Genomic DNA, 24,662 nt, shown 5'->3' on the forward strand with positions numbered 1-24,662 from the left:
CGCAGGGCGGTGCGCGCCAGCCAGGTCTCAACGAGCCCGGGCACGAGGCGTCAATTCAGGAACGGCCAGTAAACAGCCGATTTGGGCGAAATTCCATTCCGTTCGCCACCAGACCGTCCGGCAACGTTACGCAAAAACCACCGCCCCAACCTCCGTTAGGCAGACGACCGCGCTTTCGTTGCGAATTCCAGCCGTCCGGGGTAGGCCCATGGGTGGGGCGTCACGCGCGGAACAGCGGCCGACGGGGACGAGGTTACACGGTGACCGCCGTTGCTGCCCGGCGGACTCCGGCGCAGATCCTACTTTTGCGTCAGACGGGGACCGGTCGTATGTCGAGGATGAGCCTGCCGCTCAGCGCATTGAAGCGGCGCTATGATGTGATCGTCGTCGGCTCGGGCTATGGCGGCGGCGTCACGGCGTCGCGACTTGCGCGCGCGGGCAAGCGCGTCGCAGTGCTCGAGCGCGGGCGCGAGATCCAAACCGGCGAGTTCCCGCAAAAGTTCGGCGAGCTCAAGGGCGAGTTCCAGGTCACCGGGGAGCGCTTCCGCACCGGCTCCGAGCAGGCGATCTACGATGTGCGCCTCGGCCGCGACATGCACGTGCTGGTGGCCTGCGGGCTCGGCGGCGGGTCGCTCGTCAATGCCGGTGTCTCGCTCATTCCGGACAAACGCGTGTTCGCAGACGACGCATGGCCGGGCCAGGTGGCGCAGGACGGCACGCTCGAGGAAGGCTACCGGCGCGCCGAGCAGTGGATCCGGCCGATGGCCGATCCACGGGCGCGCGAGATGACCAAGTTCGGCGTGCTGGAGCAAGCCGGGCGCGGCCTGGGCGGCGACATGGTGGCGCCGCGCATCGCGGTCAGCTTCGAGGACAACATCAATCCTGCCGGCATCCATCAAAAAGCCTGCACCCGATGCGGCGACTGCTGCGGGGGCTGCAACGTCGGCGCCAAGAACACCGTCGCGCTCACCTATCTTCCGGATGCCGTGCTAGCCGGCGCGGAGGTCTTCACCGGCATCAAGGTCGATACCGTGCGCAAGGGCGACGACGGGATCTGGCAGGTTTCGGCACGATCGGTGGGGCCGGATCGGAGCATGCCCGAAGCGGTGATCGAAGCACCGGTCGTCGTGCTCGCCGCCGGTACGCTCGGCTCCACGGAGATCCTGCTGCGCTCGCGGGAGGCGGGACTCAAGGTCTCCGACCGGCTCGGACAGCGGTTCTCGGCTAACGGCGATATCATCGCCTTCGGCTACGGCGCCAAGACTGTCGTCAACGGAGTCGGCGTCGGGTATCCGGCGAAGGTCGAGGGGCTTGAAATCGGTGCGTCCGTGTCGGGCCAGATCGAGTTCCGTGACGCGGAGACGCTCGCCAACGAGCTCAACGTGCAGGAAGGCGCGTTACCGTCGTCCTTCGCTTCCGTGCTGCCCGTGCTGTTCCTGCCCAACGGGCGGCTGCTCGGCGCGCTCTCGAGCCTCGTCAACGGCGTCTACAAGGGGCCGTTCGCGAGCCTGCAGACGTTCTTTGCGGTATCGCACGATAGCGCGTCGGGACGCTTCTCGCTCGAGGACAACCAACTCGCGCTCAACTGGCCGGGCGCCAAGGACGAGCCGGTCTACGCCAAGCTCGATGCCATCCTGTCCCAGCTCGTGACGGCCAGCGGCGGCTCTTACGTCAAGAACCCGCTCGCGGGGACCGTCATGGGGCATCAGCCCGCGACCGCACACCCGCTCGGAGGCTGCGGCATGGGGCGGGACAACGGTGACGGCGTCGTGGACCACAAGTGCCGCGTCTTCTCAGGCGCGGGGGGCTCCGGCGATACCGCCGTGCACGACGGGCTGTACGTCATCGACGGCGCGGTGATCCCGCGTTCGCTCGGCGTCAATCCGCTGCTGACAATTACGGCGCTCGCCGAACGCGCCATGCTGCACTTTGCGCAGGATCGAGGGATCAGCTACACAACGGCACCCGTCAAAAGCTCGGCTCCCGCGACCGCCGCATAGGAGCCGCCCGGCGATCCGAGGCTCCATGCGCATCGAATACCACCGCACGCTGATCGCCGATCGCGTCCGCAATCAAGCCTTCCATGACGCGCTCTCGCGCGTGATCCGCCGCGGCGAAACGACCGTCGCCGATATCGGCGCGGGAACAGGGCTGATCGGCCTCATGGCGGCGAAGCTCGGCGCGCGCGAGGTGCTGCTTTACGAGGCTGCCGAGGTGGCGGGCGTCGCAGCGGCCACGATCAAGACCAACCGCGCGAAGGCATGCCATCTCATGCCGTGCCACTCGACCGAGATGGAGGATCCGCCGCGCGTCGACCTGGTGGTGTCGGAGACACTGGGCAACTACGCGCTGGAAGAGAACATCGTCGATACGCTTGCGGACGCGCGGCTGCGTCACTTGAAAGACGGCGGCCTCATCATGCCGGCCCGTATCCGGCAATTCGCGGTGCCGGTGGTGACGGGCCGCTTCCATCGCGAGCTGATCGCGTGGGACGACGTCGGCTTCGGTCTCGATCTCTCGGACGCGCGCGCGATGAGCCTCAACAACGTCTACGTGCGAAGCTTCACGGCGGACGATCTGCTCGCGGGCGGCGCAGCGGCGAAAGTGTGGGATAGCGTGACGCTCGGCTCCGACACGAGGAGCGCGCGCAAAGGCGAAGCGTCGTGGAAGCTCGAGACGGCGGAGACGATCTTCGGTTTTGCCTACTGGTGGGAGGCGGAGATCATCGACGGCGTCACGCTTTCGACGGCACCGGATGCGCCACGCACGCATTGGGAGCAGCTCTATTTTCCCGTGCTGACACCGATTGCCGTGGATCGCGGAGAAAGCGTGCTCGTGACGTTGCGCTCATCGTCGTCGGAGGACGCCGGCACGCACCTTGGATGGACCGCCGTGCATTTCGACAGTGACGGCAAATCCAAGGCGCGTCAGGCCATGGACCTCGACAAAGGCTGGATCCCGTAGAGCACGATCGAAGAGACTAAAGTCCCGCGCCTAACCGCCGGCAGTCTGCGGCGTGGGGCCGGTGTCGTTGGCGGGCGCGAACGTGAAGGCGACCGACGAGGGATCGTAGCCGCCGACGGTGGCTGCGATCGGACTGCGCGAGGCGATCGGACGGGTGAGGATCAACTCCGCACGCGGGTCGAACAGGCGCACGAACTGGGCGATGCGCGGCGCAATCTCCGTGCGATAGCGCGAGCCGTTGAAGATGCCGTAATGGCCGACGCCCGCGCACTCGACATGATACTTCTTCTCGGCGGGCAGACTGCGACAGAGATCATGCGCGGCGCGGCATTGGCCGAGCCCGGTGATGTCATCCTTCTCGCCCTCGATCGTCATCAGCGCCGCACGGCGGATGCGACCGGGATCGACGCGGCGCCCGCGAATGGCCATCTCTCCCTTAGGCAGTGCATGCCGCACAAAAACGCTGTCGATGGTGTCGAGATAAAACTCGGCCGTCATGTCCATAACGGCGAGGTACTCGTCGTAGAAGGCCCGGTGCTTCTCCGCGGAATCGCCGTCGCCGGTAACCAGATGGCGGAAGAGGTCCTTGTGCGCAGTGGCGTGGCGATCGAGGTTCATCGACATGAAACCCGAGAGCTGCAGGAAGCCCGGGTAAACCTCGCGTCCTGCGCCCTCATTCGGCCAAGGCACGCTCGTGATCACATGGTTTGCGAACCACTCGGTGCCGCGCTCGACGGCGACGTCGTTGACGGTCGTCGGTGAAATGCGGGTGTCGATCGGGCCGCCGGCCATGATCAGGCTCAGCGGCGCGGCGGGATCGCCGTCCTCCTCCATGAGTGACACCGCGGCGAGAGCCGGCACCGCCGACTGGCACACGGCGAACACGTGGACGTCGCCACGCAGGGCCGTCAGCATTTCGCGCACGTAGTCGACGTATTCATCGAGGCCGAACCGGCCGGCGGCGAGAGGAACCTCGCGCGCGTCCTGCCAATCGGTGATGTAGACCTCGTGGCTCGGCAACAGCGCTTCGACGGTCCCGCGCAAGAGCGTTGCGAAATGGCCCGACATGGGTGCAATCAGCAGCACGCGCGGATCGGCAGCCCGCTGCGCGGCCGGCATATCACGCCGGAAATGGACCAAGCGGCAAAAAGGGCGGTTCCAGACGACCTCCTCTTCCACCTTGACGTCTCTGCGCCCGATGCGCGTGGTGGCGAGTGCAAACGACTGCTTCTCGTAGCGGCGCGTCGAGCGCTCGAACACCTCGAAGGCGGCGGCGGCGTGGCGGCCGACGGCGGTGTGGGACAATGGGTTCAGCGGATTTTCGACGAGGCTGCGCAACTGCTCGGCTACGGCGCGTGCGGGCCTCAGGGCTGCGTGGCCCATCTCGTACCAGTGGTAAAGCAAGCGTGTTGCCTCCCGATCTCGGGGGCGTCAGATCGCTGAACGCCGCCCCTCAGCCCTGCACACGATAGCAAGCGAACCGGCCACATCCATACGCGGGTGAGCGCGGCTATAAGCCGCCGAAATCGCACATTTTTTGCTTTTTTCTTGTCCCCCGTGGCGAGAATGCACTGATTCGAGGCGGATGGCTAAGTATCCGGCCCGCCCGCCGGCGCATCGATCGCCTTGGCCAAGGCGTCAGCGAGGTCCTTTGCGTCGACGCTATGGGGAAAGTGCTTCATGTAATCGCCCTTGCGGTCCATGAGATACATGAACGAGCTGTGATCGACGCTGTATTCGTGAGGATTGGTCTCGTCCGGCACCTTCTTGGCGTAGACGCGATAGGCTTTCGTTACCGCCCCGATCTCCTCGGGCGAGCCCGAAAGGCCGATAATGCTGCTCTGGAAACTCGCGGCGTACTTGCCGACAAGCTCGGGCGTGTCGCGCTCGGGATCGACCGTGATGAAGATCGTGCCCATGTCCTTGGCCTTGTCGCCGAGGCGGTCGAGGGCGGCGGCGATGACCTGCAGCCCAGCCGGGCAGACATCGGGGCAATTGGTGAATCCGAAGTAGACGAGAAGCGGCTTTCCGGCGAAATCCTTCTCGGTGACGCGCTTACCGGCCCCGTCGACGAGACTGAAGTGGCCCCCGATCAGCGCCTTGCCGGTCGCGTCTCCCGTCGCCGGCGCTCCCGAGGGTAGCGTGGCGAGCAGCACGGCGGTCATGATGCCGCCGGCAAGGCCGATGAGCAGCGCCAGCAGGAGCGTCCCGCGCGAGGCTCTTATCTTCGGTTCGGTGACTTTCTTGCTCATGGTGTCCCGCTCGGTTGGGCCTTGGGCAGATTTCTCGTGCCGGCCGGCGCCTTTTTCATCTTATCTGGAGCAAGCAACGCCCGCTTGCAAGCTGTGCTAGAGTTCGGCGTCTATCCGTAAGCAACGCGCAAGAAACGCAGTCGTCACAGTGACAGGACACCTCAACAAGACTTTCGAATCCAAGGCCAGCTTCAGCGGCGACAGCCAGCTCAGGCTGCAGACCATCGTGCGGCTCAGATGGGTCGGTGTCATCGGCCAGATCCTGGCGCTGTGCGTCGTCTATTTCTGGCTGGGCTTCAACCTTCCCATCGGGCCGTGCCTGACGGTGATCGCGGTCTCGGCGTGGGTGAACGTGTTTCTTGCCATCTACTATCCGGCGCGGCATCGCCTCTCGGTCAACTTCGCGACGGCGCTGCTCGCCTACGACATCATCCAGCTCGCCTCGCTGCTCTATCTGACAGGCGGCATCGACAATCCCTTCACGATGCTCATCGTCGCGCCGGTGACCGTGTCGGCAGCAACGCTTCCTCTCGTCTATACGGTCGGGCTTGGGCTGCTGGCGCTCGTCTGCACATGGCTGCTGGCGTTCTACGCCATGCCGTTGCCCTGGTATGACGCCCCGCCGCTGGCGCTGCCATTCCTCTACAAGGTCGGGATCGTTTCCGCCGTCACGGCTTCGATGCCGTTCCTCGCTCTCTATGTCTGGCGGCTCACCCAGGAAGGCCGGCAGATGTCGGAAGCGCTGGCAGCGACGGAGCATGTGCTGTCGCGCGAGCAGAAGCTGCATGCGTTGGACGGCCTTGCCGCAGCAGCCGCGCACGAGCTTGGAACGCCGCTCTCCACCCTGACGCTGGTCACCAACGAGCTAGAGCGGCAGATGGCCAAGGACGATCCCCATCGCGAAGACATCCTGCTCTTGCGCAGCCAGGCGCAGCGCTGCCGTGAAATCCTGCAGAAGCTCACGCGCCACCCTCCGGACGAAGACCCGCTGCACGGCAGCCTCAACGTCATGGAAATGCTGCACGACGCGGCGGTGCCCTACATGGATGGGCGAAAGGCGGTCCATATCCGCGCGGCGCCTTCTGCCGCCGCCGCCGGGCCAGCCGCGCGACAGCCGGTCGGCATCCGGCGGCCGGGGGTCCTCTATGGTCTCGGCAACATCATCGAGAACGCGGCGGACTACGCGGAAAGCCGCGTCGAGATCACAGCCGAATGGGACGCGCAAACGGTGACGGCCGTGATCGCCGACGATGGGCCGGGATTCAAACCCGACGTGATCGACAATCTGGGTGAGCCTTACGTCACGACCCGCGGAGCCGGCAGGAAGGAGCGCAAGAGCGGCAACAAAGTGTCGGGGATGGGTCTCGGATTCTTCATTGCAAAGACACTTCTCGAGCGATCCGGCGCACGCCTGCATCTCGATAACCGTGAGGCGCCGGCGCACGGCGCGGTGGTTCGGATCGTCTGGCCGAGATCCGCCTTCGAGACGACGACCAGCACTGCGGACGAACGAATCCCGCGTCCTACTCTCCGGCGCGAGCCGCCCGGCCCGGACGATCCAATTTCTGATGCAATTTAAAGGACCTAGCTGCATAGGGCGCCAGGCCGGAAATGCGCCGTGGACCGCACAAATACCATTCACCTTAAGAAATTCGACTAATTAGTCATGCCGAATTGTGCACGTGACCTTTGCGAACCGATCTCGGCTAATATAAATCCCAAGAATCGGGAGGTACGCCGTGGTGACTGAAGATCTATCATTTCAAAAGGACGAGCTGCCCGACGACCGCTCGCTCATCATCGTCGACGATGACCGTCCGTTTCTGCAGCGGCTCGCGCGCGCCATGGAGCTGCGCGGTTTCGAGGTTCGCAGCGCTCATTCGATCGCCGAGGGGATCGAACTCATCCGGGCCCAGGCTCCCGCGTTCGCGGTGGTCGACATGCGTCTCGAGGACGGCAACGGTCTCGACGTGATCGCGGAGCTGACGCGCGTTCGCGCCGACACGCGCATCATCGTGCTTACGGGCTACGGCAACATCGCCACGGCGGTCTCTGCGGTGAAGCTTGGTGCGGTCGACTACCTGGCAAAGCCCGCCGACGCGGACGACGTTACCGACGCTCTGCTTGCGCCCCACAACGCAAAGGCCGCGCCGCCGGAAAACCCGATGTCGGCGGATCGCGTGCGTTGGGAGCACATCCAGCGCGTGTACGAACTCTGCAACCGCAACGTCTCGGAGACTGCGCGGCGCCTCAACATGCATCGGCGCACGCTGCAACGCATCCTCGCCAAGCGCGCTCCGAAGTAAGCCGGCACATACGCTACACGTCACCGATGCCGAGGCCGACTGCCGCGGGAAGCGTGGGGTCGAGCTGGACGGCCAGTCTCGACGCCGCGGCACGGGCGAGACGCAGCGTCATGGCCTTGCGCTTTGGCGCGGGGAGGCGAACCTCCGGCGCGGCACGCAAGATCTCTCCTCCATACCGGTCAGCGACGATGAGCCCGGCATCCTCGGGCAGGATCTCGCGCGGAAAATCCGGATCCACGGCGAAGAAAAGCCGATCCGAGTAGTCGCGATACTCGTGCCATTTGTGATCGGCGCGGAAGTCCTCGATACACGACTTGATCTCGACGATCCAAAGCGCGCCGTCGGCCGCTAGTCCCATCACGTCGGCACGCCGGCCATTGGGGAGCGGCAACTCTGAAATGGCCGTTAACCCGTGTGCCGACAACACACGCACCACACCGCGACAAATCTCGCGGGCGGCTTGAGACTGGGGGCCGCCGGGGGACACCGGAGGAATAGTTACTCGGTTAACCGCGTTGTCCACATGGTCCTCAATATCGGTCATGGATCTGCCATTAGTGCATTGGACAGTGCCACTAGTTTGCCGCGATGTAATCACACTGCGCCCACTCATCCTGCTTCGTCCGTGCCCGGACTCCGAGATTCCCACGCACTCCGGACCAACGGTCCGCGTTGCTTCGCTTTTCATTTCCTAGACACCGAGAGATCGCAATCCCGATGTTCTTCAAACGGCTGACCAAATCGAAATCCGCGTCTGCTCCGGCAGCGGTGGTCGAATCCGAAGTCAAAACCAGCCTGGTGAAAGAAGCAAAAGTCGGCGTGCAACCGTTGCCGACCTCGGCCTTGCGCCGCACGATCGACGGCAAGGATCTCGGATTCAAGACGACGGCCGACCTCGAGCCTGCAGCCGGCCTCGTCGGTCAGGAGCGGGCGCTGGCGGCTATCGATTTCGGCCTCAGCATGCGCGCGCGCGACTTCAACATCTATGTTGTCGGCGCGCCTTCGTCCAGCAAGAGCGCTGCCGTGCGGGCGCACGTTGCCAAGATCGCTGCTGCATCGCAAGGGCCGTCCGATTGGGTCTACGTCAACAACTTCGAGGATCCGCGCCGGCCTCGGGCCATCTCGCTACCGGCAGGACGCGCGGCCATGCTCGCCAAGGGCGTGCTGGTGGCCATCAAGGAACTGGCGGCCACGCTGCCCACCGCATTCGCTTCCGAGGACTACCGGGCGCGGCGGCGCGCCATCGAAGAGGAATTCCGCGGCGCGCACGAGGATGCTGTCGACGCCGTGCACGCGCGGGCGGCGCAACAGAATATCGCCGTGCTGCGCACGCCGCTCGGCTTCGGCATGGCGCCGATGCACGACGGAAAGGTGGTGCGGCCGGACGTGTTCAGCCAGCTTCCCGAAGCCATGCGCCGCGACGTGGAAAAGCGCATCACCGTGCTGCAGGGCGAGCTCGAAACCATCCTCCAGAACGCGCCCAATGCCGACAAGCGCCGCCGGCGCCAGCTCACGGAACTCAACGAGGAGGCGGCTCGTCACGCAGTCGAGGAAGCGCTCGATTCTCTCTCCGCCGCATTTGCCGACCTGCCCGAGGCGGCGTCGTTCCTGGCCGACATCGAGAAAGACATCCTGGCCAACAGCGCTCTCTTCGCCGTGGGGGAGACGGAGGCCACGTCTGCCGCCGCGCAGGTCGACCCGTCGCAGGATGCGCGGTTCCGCCGCTATCTCGTCAACGTCATTGTCTCGCACAAGGATGCCAAGGCCGGCGCGCCGGTCTGCGAAGCGGCCCATCCGTTGCTCTCGAACCTTGTCGGACACATCGAGCCGCAGCCACATGGAGCAGCGTTCGCAACCGATTTCCTTGCGATCAAGCCGGGCGCTCTGCATCGCGCCAACGGCGGCGCGCTGTTGATCGACGCGCGTCGCGTGATGTCAACGCCTGGGGCCTGGGACGGACTCAAACGTGCGCTCGAAGCGGGCGAGATCCGCATCGAGGCGGCCGGCGAGGTTCCGGCGCAAGGCGCGGTGCCCATGCCGGCGCTCGAACCCGAGCCCATTCCGCTCGCCGTCAAGGTGATCCTGTTCTTCGATCCCGAGCAGCTCGGCGCCATCGAGCAAAACGATCCGGAGTTCTCGCAACTCTTCAAGGTGCAGGCGGACCTCGACGAGACGCTCGCCAGGAACGCCGACAACGACCGCGTGTTCGCCCGGCTGGTCGCTTCGCTGGTCGACGAGCACGGCTTGAAGCCGATCGACGCCGGCGGCGTTGCCCGCCTGATGGAGGAGGCGGCCCGTTTCGCAGAGGACCGCGACAAGCTTTTCATGGAGATGGGACGCATCTCCGACATCATCCGCGAAGCCGACTTCTGGGCGGACAGCGAAAGCCGCAAGGCCAAGGTGACGTCCGTGGGCGATATCGAACGCGCGCTCAAGGAACGGACGCGCCGCAACGACCGCTTGCGCGACCATGTGCAAGAATCGGTCGAGCGCGGGATGCTGCTGGTCGACACCGGCGGCGTGAAGACCGGACAGATCAACGCGCTCTCTCTGGTCCAGAAAGGGCACTTCTCGTTCGGCCGCCCGGCGCGCATCACCGCGCGCGTGCATCTCGGCCAGGGGCGCGTCACCGACATCGAGCGCGAGGTCGAACTTGGCGGGCCATTGCATTCCAAGGGCGTGATGATCCTGTGGGGCTACCTAGCGGGACGTTTCGCGCAGGATGTGCCGCTGGCTCTGGCGGCGACGCTGGTTTTCGAGCAGTCCTACGACACCGTCGAAGGCGACAGCGCGTCGGCAGCCGAACTTCTGGCACTGATGTCGTCGCTCGCCGATACGCCGCTGCGCCAGGAGCTGGCGATCACCGGATCCATCAATCAGCTGGGCGAGGTGCAGGCGGTCGGTGGCGTCAACGAGAAGATCGAGGGCTTCTTCGACGTCTGTGCCGCACGGGGCCTCTCCGGAACGCAGGGCGTCATCATCCCCGACGCCAATCGCCAAAACCTGATGCTGCGCGAAGACATCGTGAAGGCGGTGCGCGAGGACCGCTTCGCGATCTACGCCATCAAGACCATCGACGAGGCGATCCCGCTGCTCACCGGTCTCGAGGCCGGGCAGAGAGGCGCCGACGGACGTTTTGGCGCGGACACCGTGAACGGTCGCGTCGAGGCGCGCCTCAAGGCGTTCGCGGAACGGGCGCTCACGTTCTCGTCCGTTTCGAGCAAGAGCGGCACGCAGGGACCGGGAGCCGCCAGCGCATGATCGCCCACGTCGCACAGGCTGACGAGCAACGCGGACGCGTCGTGCTGTGGCTCGGTGCGGCCGGCGAAGCACAGGATACGGCCGTCGAAGCGGCGGTGCGCCTGGCGCAGGCATTCGAATCCGAAATCGAGAGTGTGTTCATCGAGGATCGTCAGCTGTTCGATCTCGCGGAGCTGCCGTTCGCGCGCGAAATTCCTCTGTCGGGCCGCGGCAGCCGGACCATGTCGCGCGACGCGCTGGCGCGGGACATGCGCGCACACGCGTCTGCGCTGCAGCGGAACGTGCTCGACCGCGCCAAAGCAGCGGACGTGAAAGCGCAAGCCCGCATCGTGCGCGACGAGCCGGTGAAGGCGCTGGCCGACGTCTGCGCCGAGAACGGGCCTTGGAATGTGGTCACCGTCGGGTCTGCCGTGCGCAATGGCACTGCGACCGGACACAACGGCGCCAGCCTCGCGGAGCTGTTCGAGAGCGTCCATGGGACGACCGGCATCGTCGTCGCCGGTTCGAGGGCGCGGCGGACGAGCGGGCCCGTTATCGCCGTCGTCGAGGAGCTGGATCGTGTCGTCCCCATGATGCGTGCCGCCGAGCGCATCGCCACCGCGACGGGGGGCGACGCCCGACTCTGGCTGCTCGAGCACGACGAGGCGCGGCAGGACTGGATCGAAGGCCAGATCCGCCTCGCGCTCGGCAATACGCCCGGCGTCAATTTCGAGGTGGTGGACATGTCGGTCAATACGCCGCGGAGCGTTGCCGGTATGATGCGCCGCGCGGGAGCCGGATTCGTCATTACCCGCTTCGGCGGCATGCTGGCCCGGCGCCAGCAGGATGTGGCTCCGTTCGCCGAGCTCATCGACGGGCCGCTGTTCCTGGTGCGCTGATTTCGGCGCAGGCGAGGCTTGCCCGGCTCCTCTCCAGTCGCTACCTAGCTCGCACATTCAGCTGGAAACGCGAGCATGCCGGAGCTTCCCGAGGTTGAAACGGTGCGCATGGGCCTCGAGCCGGTGCTGCTCGGGGCGACGTTCGCACGCGTCGCGATCAACCGGGCCGACCTCCGCTTTCCGTTTCCGGAGAACTTCGCCAAGCGGCTCGCGGGCTCACGCGTGCTCAGCCTCGAACGGCGCGCCAAGTATCTGCTCGCCCATCTTTCCAGCGATGAAGCTCTTCTCATGCACCTTGGCATGACCGGGCGCTTTCACGTGCAGCGGCCGGGCGACAACGCTCCGCACCTGCTCGGCGACTACGAATACGAGACGGATGTCACGCCGAAGCACCAGCATGCGGTGTTCGAAATGCGGGGCGGCGGACGCGTCACCTATGCGGATCCGCGCCGGTTCGGTTACATGCTGCTGATCCCGGAGTCGGAACTCGCCCAGCATCCCATGATGCGCGGGCTCGGTGTGGAACCGCTTTCGGACGCGCTCACGGCGGACTACCTCGCCCAGCGCGCCGTCGGACGGCGGAGCGACCTCAAGGCTTTTCTCATGGACCAGCGCATCGTCGCCGGCCTTGGCAACATCTACGTGTGCGAGGCACTGTTCCACGCCGGCCTCAAGCCGACACGGACGGCCTCGGCTCTCGCGACACGGGGAGGCAAGCCCGCCCCGCACGCGGCCCGGCTCGTCGCCGGAATCAAGAGCGTGCTCACCGCGGCCATTGCCGCCGGCGGCTCGACGCTGCGCGACTACAGGCAGGCGGACGGCAGCAGCGGTGCCTTTCAAAATACCTTCAAGGTCTATGGGCGCGAGGGCGAGCCTTGCATGAGGCCCTCTTGCCGAGGCACTGTTAAACGCGTCGTGCAGGGCGGGCGATCCAGCTTCTTCTGCCCGGTTTGCCAGCACTGAAAGGCGGACACTCCATGGCTTACGAGACGATCCTCACCGAAACGCGCGGGCGCGTGGGTCTCATAACTCTCAATCGTCCCCAGGCGCTCAATGCGTTGAACGATCAATTGATCGGGGAGCTGAACCTGGCGCTCGACGCGTTCGAGACGGACGAAAACATCGGCGCCATTGTCGTCACGGGATCGGAGAAGGCTTTCGCGGCCGGTGCCGACATCAAGGAGATGCAGGCCAAAACCTACATGGAGGCCTACAAGAGCGATTTCATCGCCAGCTGGGAGCGCATCAGCCGCTGCCGCAAGCCGACCATTGCTGCCGTTTCTGGATTCGCGCTCGGAGGCGGGTGCGAGCTTGCCATGAGCTGCGATCTCATCCTGGCTTCGGACACCGCCAAGTTCGGACAGCCGGAGATCAAGCTCGGCATCATGCCGGGTGCCGGCGGTACGCAGCGGCTGATCCGCGCGGTCGGCAAATCCAAGGCCATGGAGCTCTGCCTGACCGGACGCCTCATGGATGCAGCGGAAGCCGAGCGGGCCGGACTCGTGGCGCGGATCGTGCCGGCCGCCGATCTGGTGGCGGATGCGCTCAAGACGGCCGAGACCATCGCCTCGATGTCGCTCACGGCGGCGATGATGACCAAGGACTGCGTGAACCGGGCCTACGAGATGACCCTCGCCGAGGGCATCCGCTACGAGCGCCGCACGTTCCACGCCATGTTCGCGACGGAAGACCAGAAAGAGGGCATGGCCGCATTCACGGAGAAGCGGCGGGCGGCATTCAAGAACCGGTAGAGCGGGTCTGCGTCACGGCGGACATCAGACACAGGGCGATGATGGCGAAGCCACCCCAGAGGAACACCTCGTTGGCCGCCCAGTCGCCCTTTGTCGTCGCGAGCTTGTCGGTACCGATAAGATAGACGAGGCCACCCGCTGCGGCGAGCCCGTGAGAGGCGGTCAGGATCAGCGGCGGAACGCTGAGGTTGTTCCTGCGGTCAAGCCGCGCCCCGTAGACGCCGAGGCAAGCTGCGAAGAGAGCGGCGCCCAAGCCGTACTGAAAGGAATGGCGCCAGGCGAGGTCCGAAAGAGAGTAGACGGCAAACAGTGCGGAGGCGCCCCAGGCGTAGACCAGCGCCGCCAGCCAGACATTGCACCTCAACGCCTCACGGACGGAAACCCCTCCGTCCTGCCGCGCCGCGACACCGGTGGTCTTGGACCAGAGCGGTGCGTTGACGCCCAAGCCGGTGCCGACGACCAGCGCCACGAGGAGTCCGGCCGCCAATGACGGAAGAAACTGATCGCCGCGGCCAGCTCCGAGCACCATCATGGTGATGCTCAACGCCGATGCGAGCAGCAGCCACGGCAGCAACGGCCGCAGCGAGATTCCCGGCGCGTACGAACGCCCATGCGGATCGATGCTCATGTGAGCTTCTTCACTAGGAGGAATTTTTCTTACCGTCAATCAACGCGTGCGCAGAAACCAGAGCCAAGGCCACGGCACCAAACAGAAAAATGCCATTGCCGGCCCAGTCGCTGTCGGTCGCGAAAAAGATCTCCTTGTCCGGATCGACAGCGAGACCGATGAGGGTCGCGATCATACCGACGAGCTGGCCGATCCCGAGATAGCGTCCGAGACGCAGAAGCGTAGCGTCGTCGCGACCCTTGGCAGCGTCTTTGGCAAGGAGGGCCGAAAAGCCGAGACAGAGGAGCCCTGCGCCAGCAAAGGCAGCCGAGAAATGCGTCCACTCGCGCCACGAAAGCACGAGGACGTAGACCAACACCAGTGCAGCCGCGCCCCATAGCCAGATCAGGCCCATGGCGCGGGCCGTCGCGCTTTCGATGGCGCTCTTTGCAGCGCCTGCGCGTGTGAGCGCGCGGCGCTCGCTGATGCCGACCGCGGCCAGCAGCAGGTTTACGAACCCCGCCGATGCCAGAAGGCCCGGCGGCAGCTTTTCGCCGGCGGAGAAAACAACACCGGCAAGCCCGAGCGCCATGAGCAGGCCCAGGCCGAGAACAGAATGAATTGTCATAGGAAAGCGTCCCTTCCTTCCCCGAAGCGTGTCAGGTCCCCGGCTGCTCTTACAGCACCTTTTGCTGCCAGGGGGAAGGACGGTGGGCCCCTACGGCGCTCGTTGGTTCCCAGGCCCTATTGTCAGTTGGTGCCCAGGCACCACGCGAGAATGGCCTTCTGGGCGTGCAGGCGGTTCTCGGCCTCGTCGAAGACCACGGACTGAGGCCCTTCGAGCACATCGTCCGTGACCTCGTTGCCGCGGTAAGCCGGCAGGCAATGCATGAAGATCGCGCCCTTGTTGGCCTTGGCCATCAAGGCTGCATCGACACCGTAAGGCTTCAAGAGCTGCTTCCTGCGCGCGCCGTCGGTGTCACCCATCGAGACCCAGGTGTCGGTGACGATGCAATCGACGCCCCGCACGGCCTTCGCGGGGTCCGTCGTGATGGTGACGTTGGCCTTTTCACGGCGCACCCAGTCTACAATGGCGTCGCTGGGGCGAAGCGCTTCGGGGCAGGCGACACGCAGCTCGAAGCCGAATTTGGCGGCGGCCTGCATCCACGAGGCGGCGACGTTGTTGCCGTCGCCGACCCACGCCACGGAGCGGCCCTTAATGGGACCGACGCTCTCCTCGAAGGTCATGATGTCGGCCATGATCTGACAGGGGTGCGTCTTGTCGGTCAGGCCATTGATGACCGGGACGTTGGCGTGCCTGGCAAGATCGAGGAGCGTCTGATGGGAATTGGCGCGGATCATGATCGCGTCGGCGTAGCGCGACAGAACGCGGGCCGTGTCGGCGATGCTCTCGCCGCGGCCGAGCTGCAGGTCGTTCTGGTTCAGCATGATGGTCTGGCCACCGAGCTGGCGCATGGCGACATCGAAGGAAACGCGCGTGCGCGTCGACGGCTTCTCGAAGATCAGCACCAGCACATCGTCCTCGATGCCCTTCGGCTTCAACTTCGCGGGCACGCGCTTGCCGGCTTTTTTCATGGCGTGCGCATTGTCGATAATGCGACGCAGGGTCTTGGCATCAATCTCGTCGAGATCGAGAAAATGTCGAATAGCGGTAGCTTTTGCCATGGCCTGCGGCCGGCTCCAGTCCGGGTTTGAGCTCAAGTTTTGGATTTGGAAACGTGGGCGAGGGCGCGCGACAGGCGCTCGATGCCCTCGCTGATCTCGTGATCGGCGACGATGAGAGGCGGAATAATGCGGACGACGCTGTCGCCGGCGCCGACGACGAGCAGGCGCTCACCGAGAGCCGCCGCGACGACATCCGCCGGCGCTGCATCGATCTTGATGCCAGCGAGCAGACCCTGGCCGCGCACTTCGACGACCAGATCCGGGAACTGATCCTTGAGGCGGGCCAAACCCTGGCGCAAACGCAGCGCCTTCTGCTGTACGCCTTCGAGGAAACCAGGCTCGAGCACGACGTCGAGCACAGCCTCGCCGACAGCGGTCGCAAGCGGGTTGCCGCCAAACGTGGAGCCGTGGGTGCCGGGCGTCAGCCCCGCGGCCGCAGCCTCCGTCGCCAGCACGGCGCCGAGAGGAAAGCCGCCGCCGATGCCCTTCGCCACGGCCATGATGTCCGGCGTGATGCCGGCCCACTCATGGGAGAACAACTTGCCCGAGCGGCCGACGCCGGTCTGCACCTCGTCAAGGACGAGCAGGATGCCGGCTTCGTCGCAGAGCGCGCGCAGCCCTTTGAGATAGTCGGAAGAGCCGACCTGCACGCCGCCCTCGCCTTGGACGGGCTCGACCATGACGGCCGCGGTCTCCGGCCCGACGGCGGCGCGTAAAGCATCGAGATCGCCGTAGGGGACGTGGTCGAAGCCCGGGGCCTCGGGGCCGAAGCCTTCGAGATATTTCGGATTTCCGGCGGCGGCGAGGGTCGCCAGCGTGCGGCCATGGAAAGCGCCGGTGCAGGTGACGATGCGGGTGCGCTCGGGGCGGCCGGCGACGTAGTGGAAGCGGCGCGCGGCCTTGATGGCGCCCTCGCAGGCCTCGGCGCCCGAATTGCAGAAAAACACCTTGTCGGCAAACGTCGCGGCAACGAGGCGCTCGGCGAGCTTTTCCTGACCGGCGACGCGATAGAGGTTCGACGTGTGCCAAAGCTTGCCGGCCTGCTCCGTCAATGCGGCGACCAGGCGGGGGTGCGCGTGACCCAGGGCATTGACGGCAATACCGGATCCGAAGTCCAGGTACCGCTCGCCGGCTTCCGTCTCGAGCCAGGCGCCCTCGCCCTTGGCAAAGACGATGTTCTGCCGGCCGTACGTGCCCATGACCGCAGGCGACGGGCCCTTGGAAGTGCCCGTTTTTGCGGCGGTCGAGGCTGTGAGGGGTTTGGACATGGTGCCCATCCCACTCCCCAAAAATGACGAAAGCCGCCCTTTCGGCGGCCGCGGAAGCAGGGGTGATACGCGCGCCGGGTAGTAAAGTCAACGGATCCGGCGCGTTGCGCGGTCCGAAAGCGCGAGGTCTCTATCCGGACTCCGCAGCCGGCGGCGGCGCCCCGCAAATCCCAGATGCTGCCCCGGCCATCTTTGCGCCTCGGGAAGCGGGAATAATGTCGGGGAAAGTCGCGGCAGGCCATTCTTCCTGAGCTCCCGCGACTCAGTCTGTGGCGAAGCAGCCACGCGTCCCCTGTCAATGGCCTCGTTTACGTGGGGCCTGCTTGTACAAGAAAATCAAGTTATTGTAGGTTAACAGGGTCCAGACACGACATGTCGCGTTGTAGCGCGGCGGTCATGGTGTTGCCGGTTACCCGACCGGCCTTTTGTTCGTCTGGTGTGCGTTCGGACCTCAGTATCAGCGGTTTTGCTCCGCCGGTCCGCTCTAGTTCCCGCGTCATCTTCAGTTCGCGTTGCGAGCAGGGTGTGGCTCTGTTCACGCTTGGCGTGTGTTTTCCGCCGAAGCGTGGTCCCGCCGCCCTCTTCCTTGCGCGCCTGCCTGTCTGGGTCTTCGGCCCGGAAGGCTCATGCTTTGAGGAGCACCGACTATGGCCTGGAACGACGAACGGGTTGAGCTCTTGAAGAAGCTGTGGTCCGAAGGACTCAGCGCGAGCCAGATCGCCGGACGTCTCGGCGGGGTAACGCGCAATGCCGTCATCGGCAAGGTCCATCGGCTCGGTCTTTCGGGACGCGCCACCACCTCGCGCATGAAATCGCACCGCCCGCGCGCTCGCGCTGCCGCCACCGCACGGCGCATGCAGCAGACCAAGCGCTTCGCGCCGCAGGGCAATCCTGCGCTGCGCAACCTCTTCCAGCCGGAGGCCGAACCGTTCGTGCCGTCGGTCGAAGAACTTGTCATTCCGCTCAAGGAGCGGCGCACGATCCAGACGCTCACCGAGTGCTCCTGCCGCTGGCCGATCGGCGACCCGCAGGCGGAGGACTTCCACTTCTGCGGCAAGAACAAAGTCACCGGACTGCCGTATTGCGAGTTTCATGCGCGCCGCGCGTTCCAGCCGCCGCAGCCGCGCCGCCGCGAGCGCGAGATCGCCGAGCCCCGGATTCCGGCGCTCGCCCGCGCCTCGGGCAAGGAGCCTGCGGACGTCTAAGCCGCATATTCACATCGGTTCTACGGGGGGAAGGCCGGGCGCTCCGGGGGGTGCGTCCGGCCTTCAATTTTTTTCGGCGATCAGGCGGAAAAGGTGGAGCGAGCGTCGCTCAACGCGCGCGACAGCGCCTGAGCGAAGTCGCGACGCTCGTCGTCGTTGAGGAGGCGGCCGAACTCCAACTCCCGGCCGTGGGACGCAAGCTTCAGGTGGTTGCCGCCGTCGTGGCGCTCCGTGAACAGCACGCGCACCCAATACGGGTTGAACTCAAAGCTCTCGGCCTTTCCCGAGGCCGAGACCTGTCTCAGGATCAGCGTGCTCGGCGTCAGCTCGACCAGCTCGTAAGCGCGGGCGGCCCGGTAGTTGAGCTTGAAGGCGATATAGACAAGCAGGACATCGAGGCCGAAGAAGCCCATCACAGGCCACGCCCCCATCATCAGGAACACCATTCCCGAAACGAAGCTCACGCTGCCGATGGCGACCATCAGGATCAGGAACCCCTTGGGCGGCAACGAGCGATGAGGGTGGAGAATGGCGCGAAACACGCTCGCGTCAGGGGCTTGTGGTCCGCTATCGTTCATGTCTCGAGCCTACCTTCAGGACGCATCTTGTCAAAGCGCATCTCCCCAGCCCAGCGTTCCACCGCCGCACCCAGGCTCGCGCTCCGCAAGCCGGGACCTCGATCCGGGCGCAGCGGGAGGGGGCTGTCGACCGCTGAAATCCAAGAGATTTTCCGGCGCTTCGCCGAGGCCAATCCTGAGCCGAAGGGCGAGCTCGAACATTCGAACCCGTTCACGCTCGTGGTGGCCGTGGTGCTTTCGGCGCAGGCGACCGACGCGGGGGTCAACAAAGCGACGCGGGCGCTGTTCCAGAAGGCCGACACACCGCAAAAGATGCTGGCGCTCGGAGAGGATGCGGTGCGCGAGCACATCAAATCGATCGGCCTCTTTCGTGCCAAGGCGAAGAACGTGATCCTGCTCAGCGACAAGCTCATCCGCGAGTTCGGGGGCGTGGTGCCGCAGGATCGCGACGCTCTCGAAACGCTGCCCGGCGTCGGGCGCAAGACCGCCAACGTGGTGATGAACGTCGCTTTCGGTGCGCCCACCATGGCCGTCGACACGCATGTCCTGCGCGTGTCGAACCGCATCGGCCTTTCGGCCGGCAAAACGCCGCTGGCGGTGGAGGCGGACCTGCTGGCCAAGGTGCCGGCCGAGTACGGCGTGCGTGCCCATCACTGGCTGATCCTGCACGGCCGCTATGTGTGCAAGGCGCGGAAGCCCTCGTGTCCCACGTGCCTGATCCGCGACATCTGCCGGTTTCCCGACAAGACGCTCTGAACAGATCGCGCGCTCATTCCGAGTGCGCTTAAGCTCTCGTCAACCACTGATCCAAACTTTTCGTTCGCCGGCGGCACGATTCATATCCTCATTACCGGCGGTCCTTTAGAGTTTGCAGGATTGTACAGCACCCTTTGCATCTGCTTCCCCTGGAGTCGGCACGCGTATGACTCGCCCTGGTCTTTTGGATGCGGCGTCTGCCGCTCAGATCGAAGCGGAGGCCAGCCTCGAGGCGAAGAAGCTCATCGCGCAAACGGGAAAGCTCTCGCAGCTCAATACGCGTTTCGAGATCGCTCTCAACAACATGGCGCGCGGCCTTTCGATGTTCGACGCCGATGGGTGTCTCATCGTCTGCAACGCTCTTTACCGCCAGCTCTACGACCTGCCCGAAGCACTGACACAGCCGGGCACTCCGCTGTCGCGGATCATCGCCTACCATGCTGCGAAGGAGGGATGTCCCAACACCGTCGACGATCTGCGGCGCCAGCAGAATTGGATCGAACAGCAAACTGCCGAGCTCAAGCACGGAACGACCTTCACTCACACGCACCACCTTTCCGACGGACGCATCATCCTCGTCACCGTGCAGCCGCTCCAGGAGGGAGGGTGGGTCGATATCCAGGAAGATGTCACCGCGGAGACGGAGGCGCAGGAGCGTATTGCGTGGCTCGCACGCCATTGCCCGCTCACCGAGGTCGCCAACCGTTTTCATCTGCGCGAGACGCTCGAAGAGGCGATCCAGCGGCTCGGGTCTTCCAAGAAGCTCGCCGTGCATCTGATCGACCTCGACTACTTCAAGCAGGTGAACGACACCCTCGGCCATGCCGCCGGGGACGCGGTTCTGAAGGCCGTCGCCAAACGCATGCGCGCCACGCTGCGCGACAACGATTTCGTCGGCCGCGTGGGCGGCGACGAGTTTGCCATCGTTCAAACCGATGTCGCCGGGCCGGCACAGGCCGCGATCCTGGCAGAGCGCCTTGTCCGAACGCTCAACGCTCCCTATCGGGTGCTCGGCGCGGATGCCGGGATCGGCGCCAGCGTCGGCATTGCCATCGCGCCCGACCACGGACAGGACGCCGATGCGCTGCTCCGAAAAGCCGACATGGCGCTCTATCGCGTAAAGACGTGCGGACGCGGGAGCTCCTATATCTACAAGAGCGAAGACGAGGCCATGGCGCTCGAGCGCATGGAACTCACCAGCGCACTCAAGGACGCGCTGCACAGCGGGCAACTCGCAATCCACTATCAGCCTATCGTTGACGTCAAGGCCGGAACCGTCACCGGATGCGAAGCGCTCATGCGCTGGCGGCATCCGCGGCTCGGCCTGGTTCCGCCCTCGACATTCATCCCGATCGCGGAAAGGTCGGGGCTCATCTTTTCCTTGGGCGAATGGACGCTGCACCGGGCCTGCGAAGACGCCGCCGCATGGCCGTCCGGCCTCAAGGTCGCCGTCAATCTTTCCGCCGTACAGTTCGATCACGGCGACCTCGACACCATCGTTCTCAGCGCACTCGGGGCGTCCGGGCTCGATCCGCGGCGGCTCGAAATCGAAATCACCGAATCCGCGCTCCTCAGATCCGAGGCCCGCACATTCGAAATGCTGGAGCGGCTGCGCGCACTCGGCGTGCAGCTGGTTCTCGACGACTTCGGCACCGGCTTTGCCTCGCTCAACTATCTGCGCACCTTTGCGTTCGACAAAATCAAGATCGACCAATCGTTCGTCGGTGAAATAACCGACCAGCGCGATCGCATGGCCATCGTCGGCGCGGTGACGGGATTGGCCAGAACCCTCGGCATCGGGCCGGTGGCGGAGGGTGTCGAAGGCCTCGAGCAACTCGAGGGCATGGTCGTGGCGGGATGCCAGGAGATGCAGGGCTTTTATTTCGGCCAGCCCGTGCCGTCGTTCGAGGTCGAAGCGGCCGTGGTGGCCTGCGTCGACAAGCTCGCGCAAATGACGAAACCCACAGCGCTTCCGCAATAAAGGGCCGCTGGATCCGGCCGGATGGCGTCAGGCGTTGCGGACGGCGATGCCAGCTGCCGCCATGTGCGCCTTCGCCTCGCCGATGGTGAAGGTTCCGAAGTGGAAGATGGACGCGGCGAGCACGGCACTGGCGTGGCCGCGCGTCACGCCCTCGACCAAGTGATCGAGGTTACCGACGCCGCCCGAGGCGATGACGGGCACCGCAACCGCATCGGAAACGGCGCGCGTCAGCTCGATGTCAAAACCCGCCTTGGTGCCGTCACGGTCCATCGAGGTGAGCAGGATCTCGCCGGCGCCGAGCGCCACGACCTCGCGGGCATATTCCACCGCATCGATACCGGTCGGCTTCCTGCCGCCGTGGGTGAAGATCTCCCAGCGCGGCGACTCGCCGTCGGCCGAGACGCGCTTGGCATCGATGGCGACGACGATGCACTGGGCGCCGAACTTCTCGGACGCTTCCTTGACGAACTGACGGTTGAAGACGGCGGCGGTGTTGATCGACACCTTGTCGGCACCGGCTTCCAAAAGCTTGCGAATGTCGTCCAGCGTGCGCACGCCGCCGCCAACGGTCAGCGGCATGAAACAGCGCTCGGCGGTGCGCTCGACGACGTCGAAAATCACGTCGCGGGCCTCGTGCGAAGCGGTGATGTCGAGAAAGCAGAGCTCGTCGGCGCCGGCCGCATCGTAGGCGGCGGCGGCTTCCACGGGATCGCCCGCGTCGATCAGGTCGACGAAGTTCACGCCTTTGACGACGCGTCCGTCCTTGACGTCGAGGCAGGGGATGATGCGGGTTTTCAGCATGTCTCGCTCGTCACAGCCGGGAGGCGCCAACGGCGGTATACTACGGCCGGTTTCATTGTCCAGCAGAACACCACAACGACAGGTGATCGCACATGGCAGATGGATTTCTTGGTTGGGTCCCGGCGTTTGCTGCTGTCTGCGCCCTGGGCTTCTTCGTCATCGGGATCGGTCTCGTCCTCAAGCGCAAATGGGCAAAGCGGGAGCTCGAGCTGCTCCGAAAGACGTACCAGGAGATGGACGTGGCCGATCCGCAATACAATACGGCCCGGGCCCTCTACATCTCTGCCGCGATCGACTACGACCGCCACTCTGCAGCGGCTCGCATTCTCGATGGCTCGTCCGGTTCCGACGACGGGCACCATGGCGGCGATTGGCACTCGGGAGGCGGCGCGCACTCGGGAGGCAGTGGAGACTCTGGCGGCGGAGACGGCGGTGGCGGAGGTGGGGGTGACTGACGCCCTCTAAGCGGCCGCCAGCAAAGCCAGCGCTTCCTTGGGATCGATGCGTCCGTCGTAGAGCGCGCGGCCGGTGATGGCGCCTTCGAGCAGACGATACTCCGGTGTCAGAAGTGCCTTCACGTCGTCGATGGAGGCCAGGCCGCCCGAGGCGATCACGGGAATGCGCGTCGCGCGTGCCAGCTCGGCGGTGGACGGCAGGTTCAGTCCCTTCAGCACGCCGTCACGATCGATGTCGGTATAGACGATGGCCGCGACACCGGCGTCCTCGAAGCGACGTGCAAGGTCGATGGCGGTGAGCTCCGACGTCTCTGCCCATCCCTCGACAGCGACTTTGCCGCCCTTGGCATCGATGCCGACGGCGATGCGGCCGGGGAACATCCTGCAAGCCTCGCGCACGAGGGCGGGATCGCGCACGGCGACGGTGCCCAGGATGACGCGGCGGATGCCACGCGCGAGCCAGGTCTCGATGGTGGCGAGGTCGCGAATGCCGCCGCCGAGCTGGGCCGGCATGGTGATCGCTTTCAGGATCGCTTCCACGGCCGGCGCATTGACCGGCTTGCCCGCAAAGGCGCCATTCAGGTCGACGATGTGCAGGTACTTGAAGCCCTGCCGCTCGAAGGTCTGGGCCTGGTCAGCCGGGTCGTCGTTGAAGACAGTGGCGGCGTTCATGTCGCCGAGCTTCAGGCGGACGCACTTGCCGTCCTTCAGATCAATGGCTGGAAAGAGGATCACTCGGGTCAATCCCGTTGGAAAAATGCGAAGTGCGACGGCTCGCGCCGGACGGCCGGGGCGATTTCGCCGACACAGCCGCGCTTTGCCATCAGATTGCTACGGTCGTGCCCGATCAACAGGGTTTGTCGCCGAGCGTCAAGTCCATGCCACAGACCCTGCCGATTTCGTCCTTTCCCGAGGCGCCGACATTCCGGCCCGTGTATCGCCCCCTCACGGATGCGGATGCCGTCGACATCTGGATCGCCCGCTGGCTGAGAATCCGCCCGCGCGATCTCATATTCCGATACGGCTGCGACCCGCGCCGTCTCTATGAAATCTGGCAGGAGGAGCGCTTTCCCGGCAGCCGTGCGAAGGCGCTCGAGCTGTTCCTGGCGCGGTTTCCCGCGCTCGCCGACCGGATCGACCCGGGGCCGCACGTGCGCCTCTCAAAAGCGGCCCATCCGGACCAAATGCGGCTGTTCGATTGAGCCAAACCGGCTCATTCGCCACATGCAGCAATATGCCTTATTGCTTTGATATTCCTTGCATGTTTTGATCCGCTCACTGGCCGGTCAGGCACTTGCGGCGACAACCACCGCCATGGTCTGACCGCGTCCCGACCCTCATGAGAACAAAATTCGAACGGACTCTGGACGTGGTGAGCGACTCATGCCATGTTCTCTCTACGTTCTCACCGCGTCCCCCCACTCTTCTCGCCCACGGAGAGCCCCATGCGCACCTACCTCATCTCGTACGATCTCGCGAAGCCGCACCTCATCAAGCACGTCGTCGCCCAGGCCATCATGGCCGCCGGTCATAGCTGGGCGCGCCCGCTCGAGCAGACCTGGTACGTGCGCACCGAGGAGAGCGAGGAGGCGCTGGAAGCCAAGCTGACGCGCATCCTCGATTCCGAAGACGGACTCCTGATCCAGCGCGTGAAGGAGGAGGCGATCCTCACCAACACGTCGATCCGCTGGTTCAAGCAGCGCCAGGCGGGCATCGAGATCGGCAGCGACTCGAACATCATCGCTTTCCCGATGGCGAAGGCCGGTCCGACCGACGAGCCGGAGCTGCCGTTCGCGGAAGCGTGCTGAGCCGGAAAGTTCAGCAAGCAGGCCAGGCGCATCCCCCATCCCCCTGCGGTCCCGATCTGCTTGTTGCAAGGGAGGCTTTCGAGCCTCCCTTTTTTCATGCTCTGC

Annotated in this window: 24 protein-coding genes; 14 read left to right on the forward strand and 10 right to left on the reverse strand. The window is 65.1% G+C overall.

Going from position 1 to position 24,662, the window contains the following annotated elements; genetic code table 11:
- Positions 1–329 precede the first annotated feature (329 nt).
- Together QZV93_RS02745 and QZV93_RS02750 are read left to right on the forward strand one after the other, a co-directional pair.
- Complete coding sequence (locus QZV93_RS02745; protein ID WP_295555758.1) at positions 330–2,000, forward strand: GMC family oxidoreductase N-terminal domain-containing protein; 1,671 nt, start codon at positions 330–332, stop codon at positions 1,998–2,000.
- Between the two features lie 25 nt (positions 2,001–2,025).
- Complete coding sequence (locus QZV93_RS02750; protein ID WP_295555759.1) at positions 2,026–2,964, forward strand: 50S ribosomal protein L11 methyltransferase; 939 nt, start codon at positions 2,026–2,028, stop codon at positions 2,962–2,964.
- Positions 2,965–2,994: 30 nt separating this feature from the next.
- Here QZV93_RS02750 and phaZ read toward each other — a convergent pair whose 3' ends face one another.
- Positions 2,995–4,347, reverse strand: a complete 1,353-nt coding sequence (gene phaZ / locus QZV93_RS02755) for a polyhydroxyalkanoate depolymerase (protein ID WP_295555901.1) — start codon at positions 4,345–4,347, stop codon at positions 2,995–2,997.
- A 206-nt stretch (positions 4,348–4,553) separates the two neighbouring features.
- Entirely contained in the window at positions 4,554–5,216 is a 663-nt protein-coding gene (locus QZV93_RS02760; RefSeq protein WP_295555761.1) for an SCO family protein, read from the reverse strand.
- Between the two features lie 148 nt (positions 5,217–5,364).
- Between QZV93_RS02760 and QZV93_RS02765 the strand changes: the two genes are divergently transcribed.
- Positions 5,365–6,795, forward strand: coding sequence for an ActS/PrrB/RegB family redox-sensitive histidine kinase (locus tag QZV93_RS02765; protein ID WP_295555762.1), 1,431 nt, complete (start codon positions 5,365–5,367; stop codon positions 6,793–6,795).
- A gap of 160 nt (positions 6,796–6,955) precedes the next feature.
- Positions 6,956–7,522 (forward strand): ActR/PrrA/RegA family redox response regulator transcription factor, encoded by a 567-nt coding sequence (locus tag QZV93_RS02770; protein ID WP_295555763.1) that lies wholly within the window; start codon positions 6,956–6,958, stop codon positions 7,520–7,522.
- A 13-nt stretch (positions 7,523–7,535) separates the two neighbouring features.
- Here the strand turns inward: QZV93_RS02770 and QZV93_RS02775 are convergent, their stop codons facing one another.
- On the reverse strand, positions 7,536–8,210 hold the full coding sequence (locus tag QZV93_RS02775) for an MmcB family DNA repair protein (protein ID WP_363156440.1): 675 nt from the start codon (positions 8,208–8,210) through the stop codon (positions 7,536–7,538).
- Positions 8,211–8,239: 29 nt separating this feature from the next.
- On the opposite strand from QZV93_RS02775, the gene QZV93_RS02780 reads away from it, so the two are divergent.
- The 4 genes from QZV93_RS02780 (at position 8,240) to QZV93_RS02795 (ending at position 13,412) form a co-directional block, all read left to right on the forward strand.
- Positions 8,240–10,783: an ATP-binding protein gene (locus tag QZV93_RS02780; protein ID WP_295555767.1), complete on the forward strand. Its 2,544-nt coding sequence runs from the start codon at positions 8,240–8,242 to the stop codon at positions 10,781–10,783.
- Complete coding sequence (locus QZV93_RS02785) at positions 10,780–11,661, forward strand: hypothetical protein (protein ID WP_295555769.1); 882 nt, start codon at positions 10,780–10,782, stop codon at positions 11,659–11,661. Before QZV93_RS02780 ends, QZV93_RS02785 begins: the two co-directional genes overlap by 4 nt.
- A 75-nt stretch (positions 11,662–11,736) precedes the next feature.
- Positions 11,737–12,624, forward strand: coding sequence for a bifunctional DNA-formamidopyrimidine glycosylase/DNA-(apurinic or apyrimidinic site) lyase (gene mutM / locus QZV93_RS02790; protein WP_295555770.1), 888 nt, complete (start codon positions 11,737–11,739; stop codon positions 12,622–12,624).
- A gap of 14 nt (positions 12,625–12,638) precedes the next feature.
- Entirely contained in the window at positions 12,639–13,412 is a 774-nt protein-coding gene (locus QZV93_RS02795; protein ID WP_295555771.1) for an enoyl-CoA hydratase, read from the forward strand.
- On the opposite strand, the gene QZV93_RS02800 is transcribed toward QZV93_RS02795, so the two are convergent.
- The 4 genes from QZV93_RS02800 to QZV93_RS02815 all read right to left on the reverse strand — a co-directional run bounded on the left by QZV93_RS02800 (position 13,399) and on the right by QZV93_RS02815 (position 16,904).
- Positions 13,399–14,040 carry a hypothetical protein gene (locus tag QZV93_RS02800; RefSeq protein ID WP_295555773.1) on the reverse strand — a complete coding sequence of 214 codons (642 nt, stop codon included), beginning with the start codon at positions 14,038–14,040 and terminating at the stop codon, positions 13,399–13,401. The two genes, QZV93_RS02795 and QZV93_RS02800, sit on opposite strands and share 14 nt — an antisense overlap.
- 13 nt (positions 14,041–14,053) lie before the next feature.
- Positions 14,054–14,647, reverse strand: coding sequence for a hypothetical protein (locus QZV93_RS02805; RefSeq protein WP_295555775.1), 594 nt, complete (start codon positions 14,645–14,647; stop codon positions 14,054–14,056).
- A gap of 122 nt (positions 14,648–14,769) precedes the next feature.
- On the reverse strand, positions 14,770–15,705 hold the full coding sequence (gene argF, locus QZV93_RS02810) for an ornithine carbamoyltransferase (protein ID WP_295555777.1): 936 nt from the start codon (positions 15,703–15,705) through the stop codon (positions 14,770–14,772).
- A 32-nt stretch (positions 15,706–15,737) separates the two neighbouring features.
- On the reverse strand, positions 15,738–16,904 hold the full coding sequence (locus tag QZV93_RS02815) for an aspartate aminotransferase family protein (protein ID WP_295555903.1): 1,167 nt from the start codon (positions 16,902–16,904) through the stop codon (positions 15,738–15,740).
- A gap of 716 nt (positions 16,905–17,620) precedes the next feature.
- Between QZV93_RS02815 and QZV93_RS02820 the strand changes: the two genes are divergently transcribed.
- Positions 17,621–18,178: a GcrA family cell cycle regulator gene (locus QZV93_RS02820; RefSeq protein WP_295555778.1), complete on the forward strand. Its 558-nt coding sequence runs from the start codon at positions 17,621–17,623 to the stop codon at positions 18,176–18,178.
- 80 nt (positions 18,179–18,258) lie between these two features.
- Here QZV93_RS02820 and QZV93_RS02825 read toward each other — a convergent pair whose 3' ends face one another.
- Positions 18,259–18,756 carry a DUF2244 domain-containing protein gene (locus QZV93_RS02825; protein ID WP_295555780.1) on the reverse strand — a complete coding sequence of 166 codons (498 nt, stop codon included), beginning with the start codon at positions 18,754–18,756 and terminating at the stop codon, positions 18,259–18,261.
- A gap of 27 nt (positions 18,757–18,783) precedes the next feature.
- Between QZV93_RS02825 and nth the strand changes: the two genes are divergently transcribed.
- Positions 18,784–19,512: an endonuclease III gene (gene nth / locus QZV93_RS02830; protein WP_295555782.1), complete on the forward strand. Its 729-nt coding sequence runs from the start codon at positions 18,784–18,786 to the stop codon at positions 19,510–19,512.
- Between the two features lie 166 nt (positions 19,513–19,678).
- Positions 19,679–21,493, forward strand: a complete 1,815-nt coding sequence (locus QZV93_RS02835; protein WP_295555784.1) for an EAL domain-containing protein — start codon at positions 19,679–19,681, stop codon at positions 21,491–21,493.
- A gap of 27 nt (positions 21,494–21,520) precedes the next feature.
- Here the strand turns inward: QZV93_RS02835 and hisF are convergent, their stop codons facing one another.
- Positions 21,521–22,294, reverse strand: a complete 774-nt coding sequence (gene hisF, locus QZV93_RS02840; protein ID WP_295555785.1) for an imidazole glycerol phosphate synthase subunit HisF — start codon at positions 22,292–22,294, stop codon at positions 21,521–21,523.
- Between the two features lie 92 nt (positions 22,295–22,386).
- Between hisF and QZV93_RS02845 the strand changes: the two genes are divergently transcribed.
- Positions 22,387–22,749, forward strand: a complete 363-nt coding sequence (locus tag QZV93_RS02845; protein ID WP_295555787.1) for a hypothetical protein — start codon at positions 22,387–22,389, stop codon at positions 22,747–22,749.
- Between the two features lie 6 nt (positions 22,750–22,755).
- Here QZV93_RS02845 and hisA read toward each other — a convergent pair whose 3' ends face one another.
- A complete protein-coding gene (gene hisA, locus QZV93_RS02850; RefSeq protein WP_295555789.1) occupies positions 22,756–23,484 on the reverse strand; it encodes a 1-(5-phosphoribosyl)-5-[(5-phosphoribosylamino)methylideneamino]imidazole-4-carboxamide isomerase in 729 nt (242 codons plus the stop codon).
- Positions 23,485–23,627: 143 nt separating this feature from the next.
- Between hisA and QZV93_RS02855 the strand changes: the two genes are divergently transcribed.
- Complete coding sequence (locus tag QZV93_RS02855) at positions 23,628–23,951, forward strand: hypothetical protein (protein ID WP_295555791.1); 324 nt, start codon at positions 23,628–23,630, stop codon at positions 23,949–23,951.
- 243 nt (positions 23,952–24,194) lie between these two features.
- Entirely contained in the window at positions 24,195–24,557 is a 363-nt protein-coding gene (locus QZV93_RS02860) for a hypothetical protein (protein WP_295555792.1), read from the forward strand.
- Positions 24,558–24,662 lie beyond the last annotated feature (105 nt).

The organism is uncultured Hyphomicrobium sp., assembly GCF_902826555.1.
Lineage (GTDB): Bacteria > Pseudomonadota > Alphaproteobacteria > Rhizobiales > Hyphomicrobiaceae > Hyphomicrobium_C.

Coding starts and splice junctions, on each gene's coding strand:
- QZV93_RS02795 (WP_295555771.1), top strand. CDS start 12,639: ATGGCTTACGAGACGATCCTCACCGAAACGCGCGGGCGCGTGGGTCTC.
- QZV93_RS02815 (WP_295555903.1), bottom strand. CDS start 16,904: ATGGGCACGTACGGCCGGCAGAACATCGTCTTTGCCAAGGGCGAGGGC.
- QZV93_RS02855 (WP_295555791.1), top strand. CDS start 23,628: ATGCCACAGACCCTGCCGATTTCGTCCTTTCCCGAGGCGCCGACATTC.
- hisF (WP_295555785.1), bottom strand. CDS start 22,294: ATGCTGAAAACCCGCATCATCCCCTGCCTCGACGTCAAGGACGGACGC.
- QZV93_RS02845 (WP_295555787.1), top strand. CDS start 22,387: ATGGCAGATGGATTTCTTGGTTGGGTCCCGGCGTTTGCTGCTGTCTGC.
- phaZ (WP_295555901.1), bottom strand. CDS start 4,347: ATGGGCCACGCAGCCCTGAGGCCCGCACGCGCCGTAGCCGAGCAGTTG.
- QZV93_RS02775 (WP_363156440.1), bottom strand. CDS start 8,210: ATGAAAAGCGAAGCAACGCGGACCGTTGGTCCGGAGTGCGTGGGAATC.
- QZV93_RS02820 (WP_295555778.1), top strand. CDS start 17,621: ATGGCCTGGAACGACGAACGGGTTGAGCTCTTGAAGAAGCTGTGGTCC.
- QZV93_RS02800 (WP_295555773.1), bottom strand. CDS start 14,040: ATGAGCATCGATCCGCATGGGCGTTCGTACGCGCCGGGAATCTCGCTG.
- QZV93_RS02745 (WP_295555758.1), top strand. CDS start 330: ATGTCGAGGATGAGCCTGCCGCTCAGCGCATTGAAGCGGCGCTATGAT.
- QZV93_RS02825 (WP_295555780.1), bottom strand. CDS start 18,756: ATGAACGATAGCGGACCACAAGCCCCTGACGCGAGCGTGTTTCGCGCC.
- QZV93_RS02780 (WP_295555767.1), top strand. CDS start 8,240: ATGTTCTTCAAACGGCTGACCAAATCGAAATCCGCGTCTGCTCCGGCA.
- argF (WP_295555777.1), bottom strand. CDS start 15,705: ATGGCAAAAGCTACCGCTATTCGACATTTTCTCGATCTCGACGAGATT.
- QZV93_RS02785 (WP_295555769.1), top strand. CDS start 10,780: ATGATCGCCCACGTCGCACAGGCTGACGAGCAACGCGGACGCGTCGTG.
- QZV93_RS02835 (WP_295555784.1), top strand. CDS start 19,679: ATGACTCGCCCTGGTCTTTTGGATGCGGCGTCTGCCGCTCAGATCGAA.
- QZV93_RS02750 (WP_295555759.1), top strand. CDS start 2,026: ATGCGCATCGAATACCACCGCACGCTGATCGCCGATCGCGTCCGCAAT.
- QZV93_RS02860 (WP_295555792.1), top strand. CDS start 24,195: ATGCGCACCTACCTCATCTCGTACGATCTCGCGAAGCCGCACCTCATC.
- QZV93_RS02760 (WP_295555761.1), bottom strand. CDS start 5,216: ATGAGCAAGAAAGTCACCGAACCGAAGATAAGAGCCTCGCGCGGGACG.
- mutM (WP_295555770.1), top strand. CDS start 11,737: ATGCCGGAGCTTCCCGAGGTTGAAACGGTGCGCATGGGCCTCGAGCCG.
- QZV93_RS02805 (WP_295555775.1), bottom strand. CDS start 14,647: ATGACAATTCATTCTGTTCTCGGCCTGGGCCTGCTCATGGCGCTCGGG.